We start from the raw sequence: 18,403 nt of genomic DNA on the forward strand, positions 1-18,403 counted from the left end.
ACTGTGCCGTATGAGGGGGAGGTCCATCCGCAGAGCCGGCGTGGGGTCTCCGACGCCCGGCTGCTGGCCGAAGCCGCTGCCCTAAAACGCTTCTCACGGCGTTCATTCCTTGCCGGGGCCGGCGCGTCCGGACTGCTGGCCGCCGACATGCTGGTGACCCGTGAGGTGCAGTCTCAGCGCCGGACCACCCGGATCCTGTCCGTTGCCGATGACTTCGCCGACGCCTATTACCCGGACGCCTGCTGGTTCCTGTTCCCCGGGTACAAAACCAGCTGGGAAGAGGCGCAATGGATCCTGAACGCGCTCCGGGGGGCCCTGAACAAGCGTGCCCGGCTCGCCGCCGTCGGATATTCCAACCTGGGCCTCGACGTCACCGAAGTCGTCCGCGCGATCGCTGAGTACGTCGCGGTGGAAAAGATCACCAAGCTGTTCTTCTACGGCCACAGCTTCGGCGGCATGCTGGCCACCCAGGTGGCCGCCCGGCTCCTTGCCGTGGCAGGCATCCAGGTGCAGTTCATCCTCCTGGACTCCAGCCCGTACAGCGCCCACGACGTCCTGGACCAAAGCTGGTTCGACGGCGTGGTGTTCCTCTACGAGAGCGGCGTCAGGTTTCCCTCGACCCTCCGCGGCGGGTATGAACTGGGGGAGCGGATCATCCACAAGGACGAACGGAGCTGGCGGCAGATCCTTAACCAGACACTGGAGCAGCTCTCACCGATCGCCCCGTCCAACGTGCTGGTCCAGACGGAGTCCGCCTACATCTACCACTTCGAGGGAAGGCAGTTCGCCGGGCAGCTCGGCACCGCCAAAATGGCCTACCTGGGCAACCCGAAGGACGCCACCGTGGACTACGAGACGGCGTCCGAAACCTGGGCCGTGGTGTACAAGGACAACATGGTCTCAAGCAACCTCCAGACCACCGGGGCGGTACCCGCCCACGCCAGCCCGGGCTGGAACCCGCAGGTCTACCGGCCCCTGGTCACGGGACTCCTGGACGAGTACTTCCCGCTGCCCCGGGGCGGATCCAGGGTCAGCATCTTCTAGTCCTAGATCTGGTTCTTCAGGTCCGCCACGGAGTTGAGCACCTGGTTGGGCCGGAACGGGTACGCGGCGATGTCGTCCTTGTGCGTGATGCCGCTGAGGACAAGGACGGTGTGCAGGCCGGCCTCCATGCCGGCAATGATGTCCGTGTCCATCCGGTCACCGATCATGGCGGTGGTCTCTGAGTGTGCGTCGATCTGGTTCATCGCAGACCGGAACATCATGGGGTTCGGCTTGCCCACAATGTACGGTTCGCGGCCGGTGGCCTTGGTAATCAGGGCCGCGATGGCACCCGTCGCCGGCATGGGACCGTCCTTGGAAGGGCCGGTTGCGTCCGGGTTGGTGGCAATGAACCGGGCACCGGCGAGGATCAGGCGGATGGCCATGGTGATGGCCTCGAAGGAGTACGTGCGCGTCTCGCCAAGCACCACGAAGTCCGGGTTCTGGTCGGTGAGGATGAAGCCGGCCTCATGCAGCGCCGTCGTGAGCCCCGCCTCACCGATCGTGTAGGCGCGGTTGCCGGACTCTGAGCCCCGCACCTGGTCCTTGAGGAACTGCGCCGTGGCCAGCGCCGAAGTCCAGATGTTTTCCTCCGGAATTTCCAGGCCGGAGGAACGCAGGCGGGCGGCAAGGTCGCGCGGGGTGAAGATGGAGTTGTTGGTCAGCACCAGGAACCGCTTGGACGTATCCACCCAGCGCTGGATCAGCTCGGCCGCGCCGGGAATGGGCTGGTTTTCGTGCACCAGGACGCCATCCATGTCCGTCAGCCAGCACTCGATCTCCTGGCCGCTGCGGTACACCGAAGGGTTGCCTGTTACCTCGTCTGCTTCTGCCATGCCTGCCTCCGCCTGTGATAGTTGCCCGAAGAGTCCAGTCTAGTGTTGAAGGGTGAACCAAATGCCCGGCATGACAGACGAACCCGACCACCAGCCCGGGGAGGCCGAACCCGCAAAGGCGGAGGTCGGCGTCGGGCCCTGGGAGGGGGAACTGCCCGAAGGCGACCATTGGGACCCCGACCTCCTGGCCGACGGTGACAGGCGCAATGTGCTGGACAAATACCGCTACTGGAAGCATGAGGCGATCGTGGCGGAGCTGGATTCGCGGCGGCACAACTTCCACGTGGCCATCGAAAACTGGCAGCACGACCTCAACATCGGAACAGTGGTGCGCACCGCCAACGCCTTCCTCGCCAAAGAGGTGCACATCATCGGACGACGGCGGTGGAACCGGCGCGGAGCCATGGTCACCGACCGCTACCAGCACGTCCGCCACCACCCCACGGTGGAGGATTTCGTCCAGTGGGCGCAGGGGGAGGGGCTCGCGATCATCGGCATCGACATTTTCCCGGACTCTGTGCCCCTGGAGACCTACGAGCTGCCGCGCGACTGCGTGCTGGTGTTCGGGCAGGAGGGCCCGGGCCTGACCCCGGAAGTCCATCAGGCCGCTGCCGCCACCCTTTCCATCGAGCAGTTCGGCTCCACCCGTTCGATCAACGCCGCATCCGCCGCGGCCATCGCCATGCACGCCTGGATCCGCCGGCACGTCTTCAACCAGCGCGTGTGAGTATTACCAACCCGTGACCCGAAACACCCGGGCCGCCGGGGAATGGCTAGGATGGTGCCAAGCCGTAAGCGGTCTACTTGAGGGTCATCCACCCACAGACGAAACTCAGCAGAGGAGCCAGCATGCCCATTGCAACCCCAGAGATCTACGCCGAGATGATCGACCGCGCGAAGGCGGGCGGATTTGCCTTCCCCGCCGTCAACGTCACGTCCTCGCAGACGCTGAACGCAGCGCTCCGCGGCTTCGCCGAGGCAGAGTCCGACGGCATCGTGCAGGTTTCCACCGGCGGTGCCGCCTACTGGTCCGGCGCCTCCACCAAGGACATGGTTGCCGGTTCCCTGGGCTTCGCTGCCTTCGCCCGCGAAGTGGCCAAGAACTACGGTGTGAACATCGCCCTGCACACGGACCACTGCCCCAAGGACAAGCTGGACGGCTTTGTCCTGCCGCTGCTGGAAGCCTCCGAGGCCGAGGTCAAGGCCGGCCGGAACCCGCTCTTCAACTCGCACATGTGGGACGGTTCCGCCGAGACCCTGCAGGAGAACCTGAAGATCGCCCGCGACCTGCTGGCCCGCACCGCCGCCGCCAAGATGATCCTCGAGGTGGAGATCGGCACTGTCGGCGGCGAGGAAGACGGCGTCGAGAACGCCATCAACGACAAGCTCTACACCACGGTCGAGGACGCCCTCGCCACCATCGACGCCCTGGGCGCCGGCGAAAACGGCCGCTACATCACCGCCCTGACCTTCGGCAACGTCCACGGCGTCTACAAGCCCGGCGGCGTCAAGCTGCGCCCGGAGATCCTCAAGGACATCCAGGCCCAGGTGGGTGCCAAGATCGGCAAGGACAACCCGTTCGACCTCGTGTTCCACGGCGGCTCCGGCTCCTCCGACCAGGAAATCGCCGACGCCGTTTCCTACGGCGTGATCAAGATGAACATCGACACCGACACCCAGTACGCCTACACCCGTCCGGTCGCGGACCACATGTTCAAGAACTACGACGGTGTCCTGAAGGTCGACGGCGAAGTGGGCAACAAGAAGACCTACGACCCCCGCGTCTGGGGCGCCTCCGCCGAAGCCGGCCTGGCAGCCCGCGTGGTGGAAGCCACCAAGCAGCTCGGTTCGGCCGGAAAGACCTTCTAGATGTCGGACGAGTTCCGCCGCAACCTGATGGGGCCGGAGCCCACGCTCCTGCCTGCCGAAACCGAGGTGAACGGGCAGCTGGAGGCCGGGCACGAGGCCCTGGACCTGGTGGAAAGGCACCCCACGTCCTCACTGTTGTGGGCGATCCTGGCCGAGGAAGCGTGGGCCGAGGGGCGCACCATCGACTCCTACGCCTACGCCCGGGTGGGCTACCACCGCGGACTGGACGCGCTTCGCCGCAACGGGTGGCGCGGCGTAGGCCCCATCCCGTGGGAGCACGAGCCGAACCGTGGATTCCTGCGTGCCCTCTACTCCCTGGGCCGGGCGTCCTCCGCCATCGGCGAGGCCGACGAGCCGGAGCGGATCGAAAAGTTCCTCAACGACTCGGACCCCACAGCGAAGGCAGCCATCGAGGCGAAGTAGCAAGCTTGGATTAAAGCGCGACGACGGGTGGTTACCTTTCCTGGAAAGGTAACCACCCGTCGTCGTTCGTTCGTTTATGGCTTGGCGATGCCTGTGCGGGCCATGGCATCGGCGTAGGCCGCGCGCATGTCCTCGAGGTATTCCTCCTGGCGCGCCGGGGAACCGGCGAAGGCGCGGCCGCTCAGCGACCGGACCTTGTAGGTCTTCAGGCCGCGGCGCCAGAGCAGGGGCACCTCCGTCTTCAGCAGGAGGTTGGCCAGGCGGTTGGCTTCAGTGCCGTGCGCCACGATCACGGAGGCGCGGGGGACCAGGGCGAGGAACTTCAGCAGCGGCTTCAGGCCAGCCTGGATCTGGTCCGGAGTGAACTTGCCGTTGACTTCGCCGGGGATGTGCCAGGGGTGGACGTTCCACGGCATCACGAACTCGGGGCGCAGCCCCAGCTTCCACTGGAGCCCCAGCATTCGGGTCGCGGCGTCCTGGTCCCCGGCAGTGATGAAGCCGGACGGGTCCGCCTCGCCGATGTTGGAGAACAGACTGATGATGCGGCATTCCTCAACGTCGTGCATCGGGTCCACATAGGGCACCACGGTTCCGGGCTTGGCCTCCTGCAGGGAATCACACAGTTCATTGACGGCGGCAACGCTGGGTTCGTAGCGGCGGCTCATGAGCTGTTCGTGGAATGTTTCTGGGGCCAGGGCTGTCATGAAGTGCTGGTTCTCCTGCGGGGATTGATATTGCTTCCACCGGTGAAAATGGGCGCGCGGCGGCGCGGATCATCAACGGCGGTTAGTTGGGGTGGGCCGATTCCTGGTCGGCCTCTGCCAGTTTACCAAGCCCGGGGAAACGAAACGCCGGCCGCCCCTTCCGGTGATGGAAGGCACAGCCGGCGCAGCGGTACGACGGACTACCAGAGGCGGCTGGTGGCGCGGCGAGCACCCTCGCCGAGGGCCTCCAGCTTGGCGAAGGCGATCTGTGGGTGCACCCTGCCGCCCAGGCCGCAGTCGGTGGAGGCAATGACATTTTCGCGGCCCACGACGTCGGCAAAGCGGACAATGCGGTCAGCCACCAGGTCGGGGTGTTCCACCACGTTGGTGGCATGCGACACGACGCCCGGGATGATGACCTTGCCCTCGGGGAGCTTGGTGTCCTCCCATACACGCCATTCGTGTTCGTGGCGGACGTTGGCTGCCTCGAAGGAGTATGCGCCCGCGTTGACCTGCAGCACCGAGCCGATGATGTCGGCGAAAGGGATGTCCGTGGTGTGCGGGCCGTGCCAGGAACCCCAGCAGACATGCAGCCGGATCTGTTCCTGGGGCAGGTCCCGGAGGGCCCAGTTGGTGGCCTCGACGCGCAGCTGGATGAACTTCAGGTAGTCCTCCAGGCTGGGCTCGGGATTGATCTGGTCCCAGCTCTCGGCCAGGGACGGATCGTCGAGCTGCACGGTGAGGCCGGCGTCGACGATGGCCTTGTATTCCTCCCGCATGGCATCGGCACAGGCGTAGACAAGTTCCTCATCGGACTTGTAGTACTCGTTGGCCACGCGGGCACACGAGCCGGGAGAGAGGGATGCCACGAAGCCGTCCGACAACCCGGCGGCGGCGAGGCCGGTCTTCAGGTTCTTGATGTCCGATGCCACCAGGTCCTGGCCCGTGTAGGTCAGGGGTCCGGCGATCTTGGGCTGGGTCACGCTCTTGCGGTGGGACAGGATGCCCGAGGACGGGTCGTTGTAGGCCTCGTTGAACGCCTGCCGGTCGCGCCTGTCGGGGAAGGAGGTCAGGACAATGTTGCCGGGGGAGGAGCGGTGCACCTGGGCATCGGCCCAGCGGTCCACATTGGTTGGCTCCAGGCCGCCCAGCCGTGCGAAGGAGTAGTTCCACCAGGCGCCATAGTCCACGGAGTTGGCCATCGTGTGCCCGTATTCGCCGTCGTTGGGAATGTCGATCCCGAGGTCCTTCTGGCGCCGGACCACGTCCACCACGGAGGTTTCCAGGAGGTCCAGGAATTCAGGGGTGACGCCGTCGGTTTCCTTGGCGGCATTGGCCGCGATGAGTTCCGGGGTGCGGGGCAACGATCCGGCGTGGGTGACGCGGATGTGGTCGGTGTTCAGGGGCATGCTGGAATCTTCCTTTCCATCGGTCCTGGCAGTAGCACCTTCGGTCCGGCAGGAATCCTGCTGGACCGTGGTTGCTGCGGCGTCATCGAGCCAGGTCTCTCGGCCGCTCCGGATGGTTCACTCTCACTAAATCGGGAGACCCACCTTGGGGCAAGTCCGTGCCGCTTTATGTCGCGGCCCGCTGCCCGGCTGCTTCCCTGCCCTTGCCCGGCGGGCAGCAGCATACTTACAGACTTTGTCCAGCTTGTTGACAGGTTTCGTTAAGCTTGGTTGGGTGAGGTCACATGCCACCGCCGCAACGGAGCTGGCCGGTGGCGCCCCGATGCACTCGAAAGAGGTAACGCACTGTGAAGAAATCCCTGGCAAATTTCAGGACCCTCGCCGCCTCCGGAGCCCTGGCGCTGGCCGTCGTCGCAGGTCCCGCCCCGCTGGCACACGCTGTGGGCGAAGGCCCCAATTACGACGGCAACGGCCAGATCACCACCTCCAAGCTCGCCACGTACGAACAGATGGTCTCGTTCCTGAAGGACCAGGACGCCCGCCAGCCGGCAATGGAGCTGGAGGTCATCGGGCAAACGGTCAAGGGGCGCGACATCCACCTGGTCAAGTACATTTCGGACCCCGCCAAGCCCACCATTCTGTACCTGACCCAGCAGCACGGCAACGAGCAGCTCACCACCGAGGGCGCCATGGAGTTCATCAAGCACCTGGGGGCCGGTAAATCCGCTGACATCCTCAAAGGCGTGAACATCCTGGTGGTGCCCATGCTCAATGCGGACGGGGCCATGGGGGACGTGAACTTCTCCCTGGAAAACTACCTTGCCAAGGGGGACCGCAACCTCACCCGCTACAACGCCGAGGGCGTGGACCTGAACCGCGACCATGTGGCCAAGGTCCAGCCGGAGACCCAGGCGCTGCACAACAAGGTCATGCGCAAGTACCGGATCGACTACATGATCGACCTGCACCACCAGGGCACCCGGGCCGAGCGTGACGGCAAGCTGGTATCCGGCTCCATCCTGTACCCCACCACCCCCAACGCCGACCCCGCCGTCGTCGAAAAATCAAAGCAGCTTGGCGCCGTGGTCTTCAACAACGTCGACTCCACCGGCTGGGGACACCTGGGCAAGTACCAGGGCGGCAGCGCCGAAACCATCAGCCGAAACGGCATCTCCGTGGAGTACGGCATCGCCACCCTGCTCTTCGAGATGCGCGGCATGTCGGACCACTACCTGGACGGCTATGCTCTCGGGCAGCGCAGCAACGGCTACCTGATCAAGCAGACTGTCACCACGCTGACCTCCACGGCCGCAGCCATCGCGGACGGGTCCATTGCCGACGCCGACACCTCCTTCTGGAACACACTCGCCGAACAGACGTCCCGCCCCGCCGGGGAGGCTGAGGACGAATAGGCGGCACCGCCCGCCGCGGCCTTTTGGCAGAAACGGCCGCGGCGGGCCACAACAGTGGACGAAGTGCCCTATCGGCTAAACTTGGGTGGTAAGAGCCCCGGAACTCTTGCTTCGCTGCGCCGTGCTGCGGCTGTGCGAAGGCCGGTCTGTTCGGGGCATTCTCATGAACGGCGCTGCATCGGCCTGCCACCTGGTGGCCGGGCCCGGGCAGCCCGAACGAATGGGGGAGGATCCCATGCCAGCAATTGTGATCGTAGGAGCCCAGTGGGGCGACGAAGGAAAAGGCAAGGCCACCGACCTGCTGGGCGGCCGTGTTGACTACGTCGTCAAGCCCAACGGCGGCAACAACGCCGGGCACACCGTCGTCGTAGGCGGTGAAAAGTACGAACTCAAGCTTCTGCCGGCCGGCATTCTCAGCCCCAACGCCGTTCCCATCATCGGCAACGGCTGCGTGGTGAACCTGGAGGCCCTCTTCCAGGAAATCGACGGACTCCAGGCGCGTGGCGCCGACACCTCAAAGCTGCGGGTCTCCGCCAACGCCCACCTGGTGGCGCCGTACCACCAGGTGCTGGACAAGGTAACTGAACGCTTCCTGGGCAGCCGGGCCATTGGCACCACCGGCCGCGGCATCGGCCCTGCCTACATGGACAAGGTTGCCCGGCTGGGCATCCGCGTCCAGGATGTCTTTGACGAATCGATCCTCCGCCAGAAGGTGGAAGGCTCGCTGCGGCAGAAGAACGAACTCCTGGTCAAGGTCTACAACCGCCGCGGTGTGGTGGTGGACGAGATCGTGGAGTACTTCCTGTCCTTCGCCGAGCGGCTCCGCCCGCTGGTCATCGACAGCACCCTGGTCCTGAACTCCGCGCTGGATGAGGGCAAGGTAGTCCTGATGGAGGGCGGCCAGGCAACCTTCCTGGACGTGGACCACGGCACCTACCCGTTCGTGACCTCCTCCAACCCCACCGCCGGCGGTGCCTCCGTGGGCTCCGGCATCGGCCCTACCCGGATCTCCCGCTCCATCGGCATCATCAAGGCCTACACCACCCGCGTTGGTGCCGGCCCATTCCCCACGGAACTCTTCGATGAGATGGGCATGTACCTGCAGAAGACCGGCGGCGAATTTGGCGTCAACACCGGACGCCCGCGCCGCTGTGGCTGGTACGATGCGGTCCTGGCGCGGCACGCCTCCCGCGTAAACGGCTTCACTGACTACTTCGTCACCAAGCTGGACGTGCTCACCGGCATCGAGCAGATTCCGGTATGTGTCGCCTACGACGTGGACGGTGTCCGGCACGACGAAATGCCCATGACGCAGACCGAGTTCCACCACGCGAAGCCCATCTTCGAGTACTTCGACGGCTGGACCGAGGACATCACCGGAGCCCGGACGCTGGCAGACCTGCCGGAGAACGCGCGCAACTACGTGCTGGCCCTGGAAAAGCTTTCCGGAACCCGGTTCTCCGCCATCGGCGTTGGCCCGGACCGGGACCAGACCATCGTGGTGAACGACCTCATCAAGGACTAGATTTTGTGGGCCCACGCCCGCGGGTTCCCTGGCCGCGTTTGCGGGGCTGGGGAGCGGGTGGGGACTACGACGGCGGCAGGCCACCTTCGCAGGTGGCCTGCCGCTTGTTTTTGGCAGCCGGAAAGCGAATTTACACAGGCTTAACGCGCACGGTCTTGTGAGGCTTCCGGTGCCGCCGCCAGACTCGTCTGTACCACCTGGTGCCCAAGGAAGGATCGTCATGGCCGGAAAATTTGAAGCATTCATCGACGCTGATTCGTTCTTCAGGTTCCGGCTCCTGGCTCCGGACGGGGCCGTGATCGCCGTCTCGGGCCCGTTCGAGGACAAAGCCGCCGTGGTGGCCGGGATAGCCGCGGTTCGCGAATGTGCCGGAACCGGCCTGGTCACCGATCTCTGTCCCGCGGGGGCCGTCTCCCGTTCCGCGCCTGTACCCGCTGCAGCTGCTGCCGCCATCCCGGTGGAGCTGCCCGCCGCCGTCGTACCTGTATGCAGCGAGGAGCGCACGCCCGCCCTGGCGCACGCCTTCGTGCCGGCAGTGGCACCCCGCCGGCACGCCATTGTGCCCCGGTGGACCAGGACAGCTACCCGCTGAAAATGATTTCCAACTTTTTTTGAAGAAGGCGTAACCCTCCGGGCGGCCGGAGCGATTACCTCTATGAAGCGCCGGTCTGGAACCTGTCCCCCATCACGTTCCAGACCGGCTCTTTTGTCTTTCCGCAAGGGTGGCTGCCAGGCTGCGCCCGTCGCTGGCCGCGGGCCGTGGCGCTTCTGGCTGCGCGGTTACTGGAGGGTAGACTAGGCGCAGCGTTCCGGATGTACTGAACGCTTGCCTTGCCACCGCCCTTCTTGACGGAAAGCACCACGTCAGTGACCGATGCACAGACAGACGAGGCTCCGGACCGGCCAGAGTCCGGGACCGCTGCCTTCAGCCTGGTCTATAAGGCGTATGCATCACAGGTTCTGGGCTATCTCACGGCCCGGGGAGTCGAGGATCCGGAGGCCGCCATGCAGGAAGTGTTCCTGTCCGTGTTGCCACGGCTCGGTACCGTGCGCGGAGGGGAGTCCGGGCTGCGGACCTTCATCTTCTCTGTTGCCCACGCCCGGATGGTGGATGACCACCGCCGCCAGAGCCGTACTCCGGCCAAGCTGCCCTTCGAGCCCGAGCTGGACCGGCGCGAGGACATGTCGGCGGAGAAGGAAGCACTGCAGCGCATCGCACCCCGGGAAGTCCTCAGGATGTTGGACGGGCTGCCCCGGGACCAGCGGGACGTCCTGTCGCTGCGCCTGGTGGGTGGCCTCACGGTGGAACAGACGGCGGAGACCATGGAAAAGAGCGCTGGTTCGGTCAAGCAGCTTCAGCGGCGCGCATTGCTGAAACTCCGGGAACTTGCCGCAGTGAAGGAGTACCTCGCGCCATGACGCCTGCCCCGGATGACCTTGCCGCCCTCGTCGATGACATGCTGCTGGATGTCGGCTTCGAACAGGACGCGGACCTTCGCGGCGCCCTCCATTCGCTGGGTGCCCTCGCGTCCCTTCCCACGCCCGAGCCCACCGGGGAGCTCGCTGCACTGCTCACGGCTGCCGGGCCCGCCCGGGGGGAGGACCCCGTACCTGCCGGCGCACTCGATGCCGCAGGCAGGCAGCCTGGAGAACGCGAAGCTGACCAGGACGATGGACCGCCCGCCGATGAGCTGGCGCGCCGCCGCCGTCGCAGGCACCGCCCCACCACGCTGGGGCTGGTGCTGGTGGCCGGCATGGGGCTGGGAGTTGGCGGGGTAGCCGCCAGCTCGGCACCTCCCGGGAACAGCCCCGTGGAGCAGCTGCTGGCGGATTTGTCGCCCTGGAACAGTTCGGTGGGCGAGCCGTCGGCCGCCGGCTACGGCTACCGTGCTCCCAGGGTGGCTTCCGATGGGGAACTTGCCGCCGCCGGCCCGGAGGCGGCGGCGGGCGGGGCCACCGACGCGGCCAACCTCGCCTCCCGCCTCCTGCCCGACCAGGCCGGAGCTTCCCGGCACACAGGGCATGCGCACACTGGCACGCCGCTCTGCGCCGGTCCCGTCAAGCACGAAGCAGCCGGCGGGATGTGTCTGCCTGCGGGGGCAGGGCCTGCCACGCAGGGCAACGGAGCTGGCCGCGGCACGGAGAACCAAGGAACTGCGGCGGAAGAGCCGGCAGGACCGGCCGCCGCGAACCAGGGGAAGGCGGGCACACCCGCGCCGGATAATGCGCCCGCAGCGGCGGGTGCGGCTGGCGGGCCAGCGAAACCCACTGCCGGAGTGGTCCAGGGCCAGGCAGGTTCCCAGGGCACGGGGCAGGGAAACGGCCCCCGGCCCACGTCTCCGGCGAAATAGCCAAAACACGGCAACAGCGGGCCCGTTAAACGGACCCGCTGTTGTTTTCTTCAGCGGCGGTCAGGCGATGACCTGGCGTTTGGAGGAAATCACGCCGGTATCGAAACCGGCCAGATGGAGGCCGCCGTGGAAGCGCGCGTGCTCGATCTTCACGCAGCGGTCCATCACCACGTTGAGCCCTGCGGCTTCCGCGCCTGCCGCGACGCCTTCATGCCAGGAGCCCAGCTGCAGCCAGAGTGTTTTGGCGCCGGCGGCCACTGCCTCGTCAAGGACGCCGGGAAGGTCGTCGTGCTTGCGGAACACGTCAACGATGTCCGGGCTTTCCGGCAGGTCCGCCAGGGATGCATACGTGGGCTGGCCCAGGATCTCCTTCACCACCGGGTTCACGAAGTACACCTTGTAGCGGGTGGAGGAGAGCAGGTACGTGGCCACGAAGTAGCTGGCCCGGGACGGTTTGTCGGAAGCCCCGACAATGGCGATGGATTTCGCCTGCCGGAGCAACGCCAGCCGCTCCGGTGCTGACGGGCCGGACCAGGTGCGTTCGGCGGTGCTCATGCGTTTGCTCCGATCGTGCAGGCGTCTGCGGGTTCTTCGACCACAATGGCGTCCCGGGCCGCGGCGTTGGAGGCTTCGGCGAGTGCCTGGTCCAGGTCCCACAGAATGTCCTCGATGTCCTCAAGGCCCACCGAGATGCGGACCAGGTCCTCCGGCACGCCCGCGGATTCCAGCTGTGCCGCACTGAGCTGCTGGTGGGTGGTGGAGCCGGGGTGGATCACCAGGGTGCGGGAGTCACCCACGTTGGCCAGGTGGGAAGCCAGCTGCAGGGATTCGATGAACTTCTGCCCCGCGGCGCGCCCACCCTTCACCCCGAAGGAGAAGACTGATCCGGGGCCCAGCGGCAGGTACTTCTTGGCCCGCTCGAAGTGCGGGTGGGAGGGCAGGCCGGAGTAGTTGACATAGGCCACCCGGTCATCGTTTGCCAGCCACTCGGCCACGGCCCGCGCGTTCTTCAGGTGCTCGTCGAGCCGCTGCGGCAGTGTCTCAACGCCTTGGAGCAGCTGGAACGCGGACTGCGGCGACAGCGCCGGGCCGATGTCGCGCAGCTGCTCGCTGCGCAGCTTGGTGAGGAAGCCGTACTCGCCGAAGTTGCCCCACCAGGAGACGTTGCCGTAGGAAGCCACGGGCTCGGTCATGGTGGGGAACTTGCCGTTGCCCCAGTTGAACCGGCCGCTTTCCACCACCACGCCGCCCAGGGTGGTGCCGTGGCCGCCCAGGAACTTCGTGGCGGAGTGGATCACGATGTCGGCGCCGTGCTCGATGGGCCGCACCAGGTACGGCGTGCTCAAGGTGGCGTCGACCACCAGGGGGATGCCGGCGTCGCGTGCCACCTTGGCCAGCCCCGCCAGGTCCTGGACCTCCGACGACGGGTTGGCCACCACCTCCACGAAGATGGCCTTGGTGTTGTCGCGGACTGCAGCGGCGTAGTCTGCAGGGTCGGTCCCGGTGACGAAGGTGGTGTCGACGCCGAACCGGCGAAGGGTTACATCGAGCTGGGTCACGGTGCCGCCATACAGCTGGGAGGCTGCCACGATGTGGTCGCCGGCCTGGGTGAGGGCGGCGAACGTGATGAACTCAGCGGCCATGCCCGAGGACGTGGCCACTGCGCCGATGCCGCCTTCGAGGGATGCGATGCGCTCCTCGAACGCCGCGACCGTGGGGTTGCCGATGCGGGAGTAGATGTTGCCGTACTTCTGGAGGGCGAACAGGTTGGCGGCGTCGTTGGTGTCCTTGAAGACGAAGGACGTGGTCTGGTAGATGGGTACGGCGCGGGCGCCGTGCTCGGCGTCGGGGGTGCCCCCGGCGTGCAGGGCGCGGGTGCGGAAACCGAAGGCGCGTTCAGCCATTACGCGTTCACCAAACCGGTGGTTGGGCTTGCCGGAACTCCTGAGAGGTCCAGTTCCGTGCCGTTCTTGCGGGCCAGGTCGGCCTCGAGCTCGCGGACGATCGGCAGGATGTCCCGTCCGAACGCCGCCACCTCCTCCTGGAAGTGCAGGTAGCCGGTGAGGAACAGGTTCACGCCGATCTTCTTGTACTCCACGATTCGCCCGGCAATCTGCTCGGGGGTGCCGATGAGCTGGGTCTTGAACCCGTCGTTGTACTGGACCAGGTCCTCGAAGGTGGAGTCAGCCCACATGCCCTTGCCGTCCTTGGTGGAGGCGCCGGCTTCCTGCACGGCGTCGCGGAAGCCCTGGACGGCGGGTTTGTGCGCTTTTTCCACGATCTCGCGCAGGGTGTCCCGGGCTTCCTTTTCGGAGTCGCGGGCGATGACGAACCCGTTGAGGCCGAACCGGGGAGCGGCCAGCGGGCCTCCGGCGCCGCGGCCGGTTTCGCCGGCAGCGGCCACCACTCCGGCGATGTTGTCCTTGAAACCCTCAAGGTCTTTGCCGTTGGAGAAGTACCAGTCCGCCACGCGGCCCGCGGTGGCCTGGGCCGCCGTCGAGTTTCCGCCGAAGAAGATCTCCGGGTGGGCGCGGCCCGGGACGTCCACAGGGGCCGGGTTCAGGGTGAAATCGGTGATGTTGTAGTACTTGCCGGACTGGCTGTACTCCTTTTCGGTCCACAGCCCGCGCAGGACGTTGATGAATTCCTCGGTGCGGACGTAGCGCTCGTCGTGCTCCAGCCACTCCAGGCCGAAGTTGGTGAACTCGCTCTTCAGCCAGCCGGAGACGATGTTCACGGCGGCGCGGCCGTTGGAGATGTGGTCGGCTGTGATGATGTACTTCGCCAGCACGCCGGGGTGCCACATTCCCGGGTGGACTGCGGCGATGACCTTCAGGCGCTCCGTGGCGGCCAGCAGTGCAAGGCTGAACGAGGTGGCCTCGTGCTGCTTGTCCGCGCCGTAGGAGGCGGCGTACCGGGTTTGGGTCAGGGCGTATTCGAAGCCGGATTCCTCGGCGATGCGCGCCAGCTTCTTGTTGTAGTCGAAGTCCCAGCCGGTGCGCTGCACGATGGTGGATACCACCAGGCCGCCGGAAACGTTGGGCACCCAGTAGGCGAACTTGAGGGGCTCGGAGAGACGTGCGACGTTGCTGATGTCTGTCATGATTCTTCCTTCGTTAGGGCCCGCTGGCGCAGGACGTCCTGGATGCCGGCGATGGCCGGTTCGTTCTGGAGTGAGGTGGTGTCGCCCAGGGTTGTTCCTTCGAACAGTTGGGTGAGCAGCCGGCGCATGATTTTGCCGCTGCGGGTCTTGGGAACGTCGGGAACCACGACGACGTCGCGCGGCTTGGCGATGGGGCCGATCTCCTTGGCGACGTGGTTCCGGAGCTCGTCGAGGCAGTCGGCCGGGGCCCCGGCCTTCAGGACGACGAAGGCAACCACGGCATGGCCGGTCTTCGGATCCGCTACCGGGCAGACTCCGGCCTCCACGACGTCCGGGTGCGACACCAGGGCGGATTCGATCTCGATGGTGGAGAGCAGGTGTCCGGAGACGTTCAGGGTGTCATCCACGCGGCCCAGGATCCAAATGTCACCGTCGGCATCGTACTTGGCGCCGTCGCCGGCCAGGAACCAGCCCCGGTCCGCGTACTTGCTCCAGTAGGAATCGAAGTAGCGCCGTGGGTTTCCCCAGACGGTGCGGGCAATGGCGGGCCCGGGGGAGTCAACCACGATGTTTCCCTGGACGCCCGGGGCCACGTTATTGCCGCCGTCGTCCACGATCCTGGTGCTGACCCCCGGCAGCGGCCGTGCGGCGCAGCCGGGCTTGAAACTTGTGTCCGTAGGCGCGGGGGAGAGGATGGTGGCGCCGGTTTCGGACTGCCACCACGTGTCCACCACGGGTGCGGTGCCGGCGCCCACGTTCTCCCGCAGCCAGCGCCAGGCCTCCGGGTTGACCGCTTCGCCCACGGTGCCGAGCAGGCGGATGGAGGACAGGTCATAGGTGTCCGGCACGCCGTCCGGGAACCAGCCCATAAGGGACCTGACCAGGGTGGGCGCGGTGTAGTACTGCGTCACGCCGTAGCGTTCGATAATTTCGAAATGCCGGCCCGGGTGGGGCGTGTTCGGGGTGCCCTCGAAGATGACCTGCGTGGCGCCGTTGGACAGCGGCCCGTAGATCTCGTAAGTGTGCGCCGTAACCCAGGCGAGATCGGCCGTGCACCAGTGCACATCGCGGTCCCGGAGCGCGGGGTCCGGGTTGCTGAACAGGTGCTCGAAACTCCACGACGCCTGCGTCAGGTAGCCGCCGGAGGTGTGCACCAGCCCCTTGGGCTTCCCGGTGGTCCCGGACGTGTACATGATGAACAGCGGCGTCTCGGCGTCGAACGCCTCCGGTTCGTGGACGTCCGCGGAGCTCCCGACGGCGTCATGCCACCAGACGTCGCGGCCGTCCGTCATGGGCACGGACGCGAGCTGGTCGGCAGGGGTGGTGCGGTTGACCACCAGGACGTGCTCGATGGCGTTGTCACCGGATACGGCCGCGTCGGCGTTGTCCTTGACGGGAACGGCGACGCCGCGGCGGAACTGGCCGTCCGTAGTGACCAGGAGCTTGGCACCCGTGTCCTCCACCCGGAACTTCAGCGCTTCGGCGGAAAAACCACCAAACACCAGGGAGTGGATGGCGCCGATCCGGGCCACGGCGAGCGTGATGATGATGGTCTCGGGGATGACCGGGAGGTAAATGACCACGCGGTCGCCCTTGGTGATGCCCAGGGCCAGGAGGGCATTGGCGGCCTTGGCCACCTCTCGTTGGAGTTCGGCGTACGTGATGGATCTGCGGTCGCCCGGCTCGCCTTCGAAGTGGAGGGCCACCTTGTTTCCGCGGCCGGCCGCGACGTGGCGGTCCACGCAGTTGGCCGCCACGTTGAGCCGGCCGCCTTCAAACCAGGTGATTTCCGGTCCCCGGCCGGCTCCAGGGTCCGACGGATTCCAGCGGTGCGCCGCGTGCCACGGGGTATCCCAGTCCAGGCGCAGCGCCTGCTGTTCCCAGAAGGCAACGTTGTCCGGGTGCACACCCGCGTTCAGGTACATCGTTTCGGTGGTGCTCACGCCCATCGTTTCACTCCATCGGTCCTGGCGGTAGCACCCTGTGGAGGCAGCCCTCCGGAACGGTCAGTTCCGGATAACAGTGGCTGCGGTCCTTGCTATCGCCGGGGCGTTGGGGGCCGTCCGGCGACCAGGGTTGCTGCGGCGTCATCGATCCAGGTCTCTCGGCCGCTCGGGATGGTCAAAGACCACTACACCCCAGTGAATCGGCAAGAGCAAACCCTTGAGTCTGCCGCGTAATATTCGTTCATGACGCCCATTAGTGCCGTGAATCATTCTTTTATTCGACGCGCTGTGAGTTCAGGTAGGGAGCGTAGTCTGAACCCATGGGCCACACTAACGATCCTGCAGTCATTGAACGGCTTATGCGAACCAAGGGCCGATGGGCCATTGTGGGCCTGACCACCAATGAGTGGCGCTCAGCCTATGATGTTTCGCTGTTGATCCGCGACCGGCTGGGCATGGACATCATCCCCGTCAACCTGCCAGGGGATCCGGTCCACGGCGAACCGGGGTACCGCACCCTGGCGGACATTCCGGCGGAAAAGCGGCCCATCGACGTCGTGGATTGCTTTGTGAATTCACAGAAGGTGGGCAGCGTGGTTGACCAGGCCATTGCTGTGGGTGCCAAGGCTGTGTGGCTGCAACTGGGCGTTATTGACGAAGCGGCGGCGGAGCGCGCCAAGGCGGCCGGCCTCGATGTGGTGATGAACGCCTGCCCCGCCCAGGTTGCTTGGAAATATGGGCTTTAGGGCTCCCCCGGCTGCTTCAGCAATTCCGGATAGTGCCGTTCGGTGACGTCCGGGTGCGCGCGCATGCGCCCTTTAAGCATGTTCAGGCCGAAGGATGCCAGCAGCGGGTTGGCGGGATCGTCCGTTATCCCGCGGGCCGCCGCTTTCAGTTCAGGCGCAAGGGGAACGGGCTCGATGACAGCGTCCAGCCGTGGTGACCAGAAGAACGGCACCGAGTAGCGGTCCACGCCCGGTGGTGGGGCCTGGACACGGTGGATGGTGGCCGCCAGGTAACCCTCGGTGGCCACTTCCAGCATCTCACCCAGGTTCACCACCAGCGCACCCGGCAGGGGCTCCACCGGCAGCCATTCGCTGGTACCCGGCGGCAGGACCTCAAGGCCGCCTACGCCGTCCTGCAGCAGGAGCGTCACGAACCCGTAATCGGCGTGGGAGCCGACGCCCTGGTCGCCGGCTTCTTCCACGACACCACCCACGTAGTGCACCAGCTTGCCCATCCACGCCGGGGTGTCCCGGAAGGGTTCATCAAAGTAGTCCTCCGGCAACTGGAGCGAAACCGCGATGGCCCGCAGCAGTTCCATCCCTACCTCTGACATGAGGTCAGCCCACTCCATGGCGGCGGGCTTGAGTGGGGGGAACGCTTCGTCGGGCCAGAGGTTTGGCCCCTGCAGCAGCCAGTAGGGCTGGTCCTCCGGGAAGTCCGGCACCGGTTCGCGCTCGGGGGAGTAGTCGATCTGCTCCCGCGCGTCCGCCCGGCCCTGGGTCACTTCGGTGCCCATGCGGGTGTAGCCGCGGAAGTGCGGGGACAGGCGGTTGTCCAGCTTCATCCGCTCGGCAAGGGGAAGGTTGAAGAACTGCCGCACAAGGTCCAGCAACTCTTCAGCCTGGCCGGGTCGCCCGCCGTAGCCGGTGATTTGGAAGAAGCCCACGTCATGGGTGGCATGCCGCAGCTGCTCGATGAATTCCGGGCTGAAGGATCCGTAGGGCTGCCGTGCGGAACTCAGATCCAGAACAGGAATGGCTCCCTGGTCGCGTGACATC

18 protein-coding genes and 1 riboswitch are annotated in these 18,403 nt (G+C 66.0%); of the genes, 10 read left to right on the forward strand and 8 right to left on the reverse strand.

The annotated features are described in order from the left end of the window. Positions 1-3: 3 nt before the first annotated feature. A complete protein-coding gene (locus tag J2T23_RS12255) occupies positions 4-1,044 on the forward strand; it encodes an alpha/beta fold hydrolase (protein ID WP_141158312.1) in 1,041 nt (346 codons plus the stop codon). Positions 1,045-1,046: 2 nt separating this feature from the next. Here the strand turns inward: J2T23_RS12255 and J2T23_RS12260 are convergent, their stop codons facing one another. Further along, on the reverse strand, positions 1,047-1,877 hold the full coding sequence (locus J2T23_RS12260) for an HAD-IIA family hydrolase (RefSeq protein ID WP_141183202.1): 831 nt from the start codon (positions 1,875-1,877) through the stop codon (positions 1,047-1,049). A 70-nt stretch (positions 1,878-1,947) separates the two neighbouring features. Between J2T23_RS12260 and J2T23_RS12265 the strand changes: the two genes are divergently transcribed. The 3 genes from J2T23_RS12265 to J2T23_RS12275 all read left to right on the forward strand — a co-directional run bounded on the left by J2T23_RS12265 (position 1,948) and on the right by J2T23_RS12275 (position 4,169). After that, positions 1,948-2,604 (forward strand): TrmH family RNA methyltransferase, encoded by a 657-nt coding sequence (locus J2T23_RS12265; RefSeq protein ID WP_246857343.1) that lies wholly within the window; start codon positions 1,948-1,950, stop codon positions 2,602-2,604. A gap of 122 nt (positions 2,605-2,726) precedes the next feature. Further along, positions 2,727-3,746 carry a class II fructose-bisphosphate aldolase gene (gene fbaA / locus J2T23_RS12270; protein WP_141158310.1) on the forward strand — a complete coding sequence of 340 codons (1,020 nt, stop codon included), beginning with the start codon at positions 2,727-2,729 and terminating at the stop codon, positions 3,744-3,746. Next, positions 3,747-4,169 (forward strand): DUF3151 domain-containing protein, encoded by a 423-nt coding sequence (locus tag J2T23_RS12275; RefSeq protein WP_141158309.1) that lies wholly within the window; start codon positions 3,747-3,749, stop codon positions 4,167-4,169. Between the two features lie 74 nt (positions 4,170-4,243). Here the strand turns inward: J2T23_RS12275 and J2T23_RS12280 are convergent, their stop codons facing one another. Both J2T23_RS12280 and J2T23_RS12285 read right to left on the reverse strand, forming a co-directional pair. Next, the gene (locus J2T23_RS12280) at positions 4,244-4,873 is read right to left on the reverse strand and encodes a uracil-DNA glycosylase family protein (protein ID WP_307360318.1); all 630 of its coding nucleotides are present in this window, start codon (positions 4,871-4,873) and stop codon (positions 4,244-4,246) included. A gap of 200 nt (positions 4,874-5,073) precedes the next feature. Further along, entirely contained in the window at positions 5,074-6,282 is a 1,209-nt protein-coding gene (locus J2T23_RS12285) for a cobalamin-independent methionine synthase II family protein (protein ID WP_141158307.1), read from the reverse strand. 13 nt (positions 6,283-6,295) lie between these two features. Beyond that, positions 6,296-6,401: riboswitch (SAM riboswitch) on the reverse strand. Positions 6,402-6,629: 228 nt separating this feature from the next. Here J2T23_RS12285 and J2T23_RS12290 point away from each other — a divergent pair. From J2T23_RS12290 to J2T23_RS12310, 5 genes are all read left to right on the forward strand, one after another. Beyond that, the gene (locus J2T23_RS12290) at positions 6,630-7,694 is read left to right on the forward strand and encodes a M14 family zinc carboxypeptidase (protein WP_307360321.1); all 1,065 of its coding nucleotides are present in this window, start codon (positions 6,630-6,632) and stop codon (positions 7,692-7,694) included. A gap of 235 nt (positions 7,695-7,929) precedes the next feature. Then, positions 7,930-9,219, forward strand: coding sequence for an adenylosuccinate synthase (locus J2T23_RS12295; RefSeq protein ID WP_141158305.1), 1,290 nt, complete (start codon positions 7,930-7,932; stop codon positions 9,217-9,219). 220 nt (positions 9,220-9,439) lie between these two features. Beyond that, a complete protein-coding gene (locus J2T23_RS12300; RefSeq protein ID WP_307360323.1) occupies positions 9,440-9,811 on the forward strand; it encodes a YegP family protein in 372 nt (123 codons plus the stop codon). 275 nt (positions 9,812-10,086) lie between these two features. After that, positions 10,087-10,638, forward strand: a complete 552-nt coding sequence (locus J2T23_RS12305) for an RNA polymerase sigma factor (RefSeq protein WP_141183207.1) — start codon at positions 10,087-10,089, stop codon at positions 10,636-10,638. Then, positions 10,635-11,570, forward strand: a complete 936-nt coding sequence (locus J2T23_RS12310; RefSeq protein WP_307360326.1) for a hypothetical protein — start codon at positions 10,635-10,637, stop codon at positions 11,568-11,570. Before J2T23_RS12305 ends, J2T23_RS12310 begins: the two co-directional genes overlap by 4 nt. 60 nt (positions 11,571-11,630) lie before the next feature. On the opposite strand, the gene J2T23_RS12315 is transcribed toward J2T23_RS12310, so the two are convergent. The 4 genes from J2T23_RS12315 to acs are packed head-to-tail and all read right to left on the reverse strand — an operon-like array spanning position 11,631 to position 16,622. Further along, entirely contained in the window at positions 11,631-12,125 is a 495-nt protein-coding gene (locus J2T23_RS12315) for a CoA-binding protein (protein WP_307360328.1), read from the reverse strand. Continuing rightward, entirely contained in the window at positions 12,122-13,474 is a 1,353-nt protein-coding gene (locus J2T23_RS12320) for an O-acetylhomoserine aminocarboxypropyltransferase/cysteine synthase family protein (RefSeq protein ID WP_141158300.1), read from the reverse strand. Before J2T23_RS12320 ends, J2T23_RS12315 begins: the two co-directional genes overlap by 4 nt. Beyond that, a complete protein-coding gene (sfnG, locus tag J2T23_RS12325; protein WP_307360332.1) occupies positions 13,474-14,673 on the reverse strand; it encodes a dimethylsulfone monooxygenase SfnG in 1,200 nt (399 codons plus the stop codon). The genes J2T23_RS12320 and sfnG overlap by 1 nt, the downstream gene beginning before the upstream one ends. Further along, positions 14,670-16,622, reverse strand: a complete 1,953-nt coding sequence (acs, locus tag J2T23_RS12330; protein WP_307360334.1) for an acetate--CoA ligase — start codon at positions 16,620-16,622, stop codon at positions 14,670-14,672. Before acs ends, sfnG begins: the two co-directional genes overlap by 4 nt. 317 nt (positions 16,623-16,939) lie before the next feature. Here acs and J2T23_RS12335 point away from each other — a divergent pair, with 317 nt between their 5' ends. After that, positions 16,940-17,365, forward strand: coding sequence for a CoA-binding protein (locus tag J2T23_RS12335; protein WP_141158297.1), 426 nt, complete (start codon positions 16,940-16,942; stop codon positions 17,363-17,365). On the opposite strand, the gene J2T23_RS12340 is transcribed toward J2T23_RS12335, so the two are convergent. After that, positions 17,362-18,402 carry an isopenicillin N synthase family dioxygenase gene (locus tag J2T23_RS12340; protein WP_307360337.1) on the reverse strand — a complete coding sequence of 347 codons (1,041 nt, stop codon included), beginning with the start codon at positions 18,400-18,402 and terminating at the stop codon, positions 17,362-17,364. The two genes, J2T23_RS12335 and J2T23_RS12340, sit on opposite strands and share 4 nt — an antisense overlap. Between the last annotated feature and the right edge of the window lies 1 nt (position 18,403).

It is taken from the genome of Pseudarthrobacter niigatensis (assembly GCF_030812615.1).
GTDB lineage: Bacteria > Actinomycetota > Actinomycetes > Actinomycetales > Micrococcaceae > Arthrobacter > Arthrobacter niigatensis.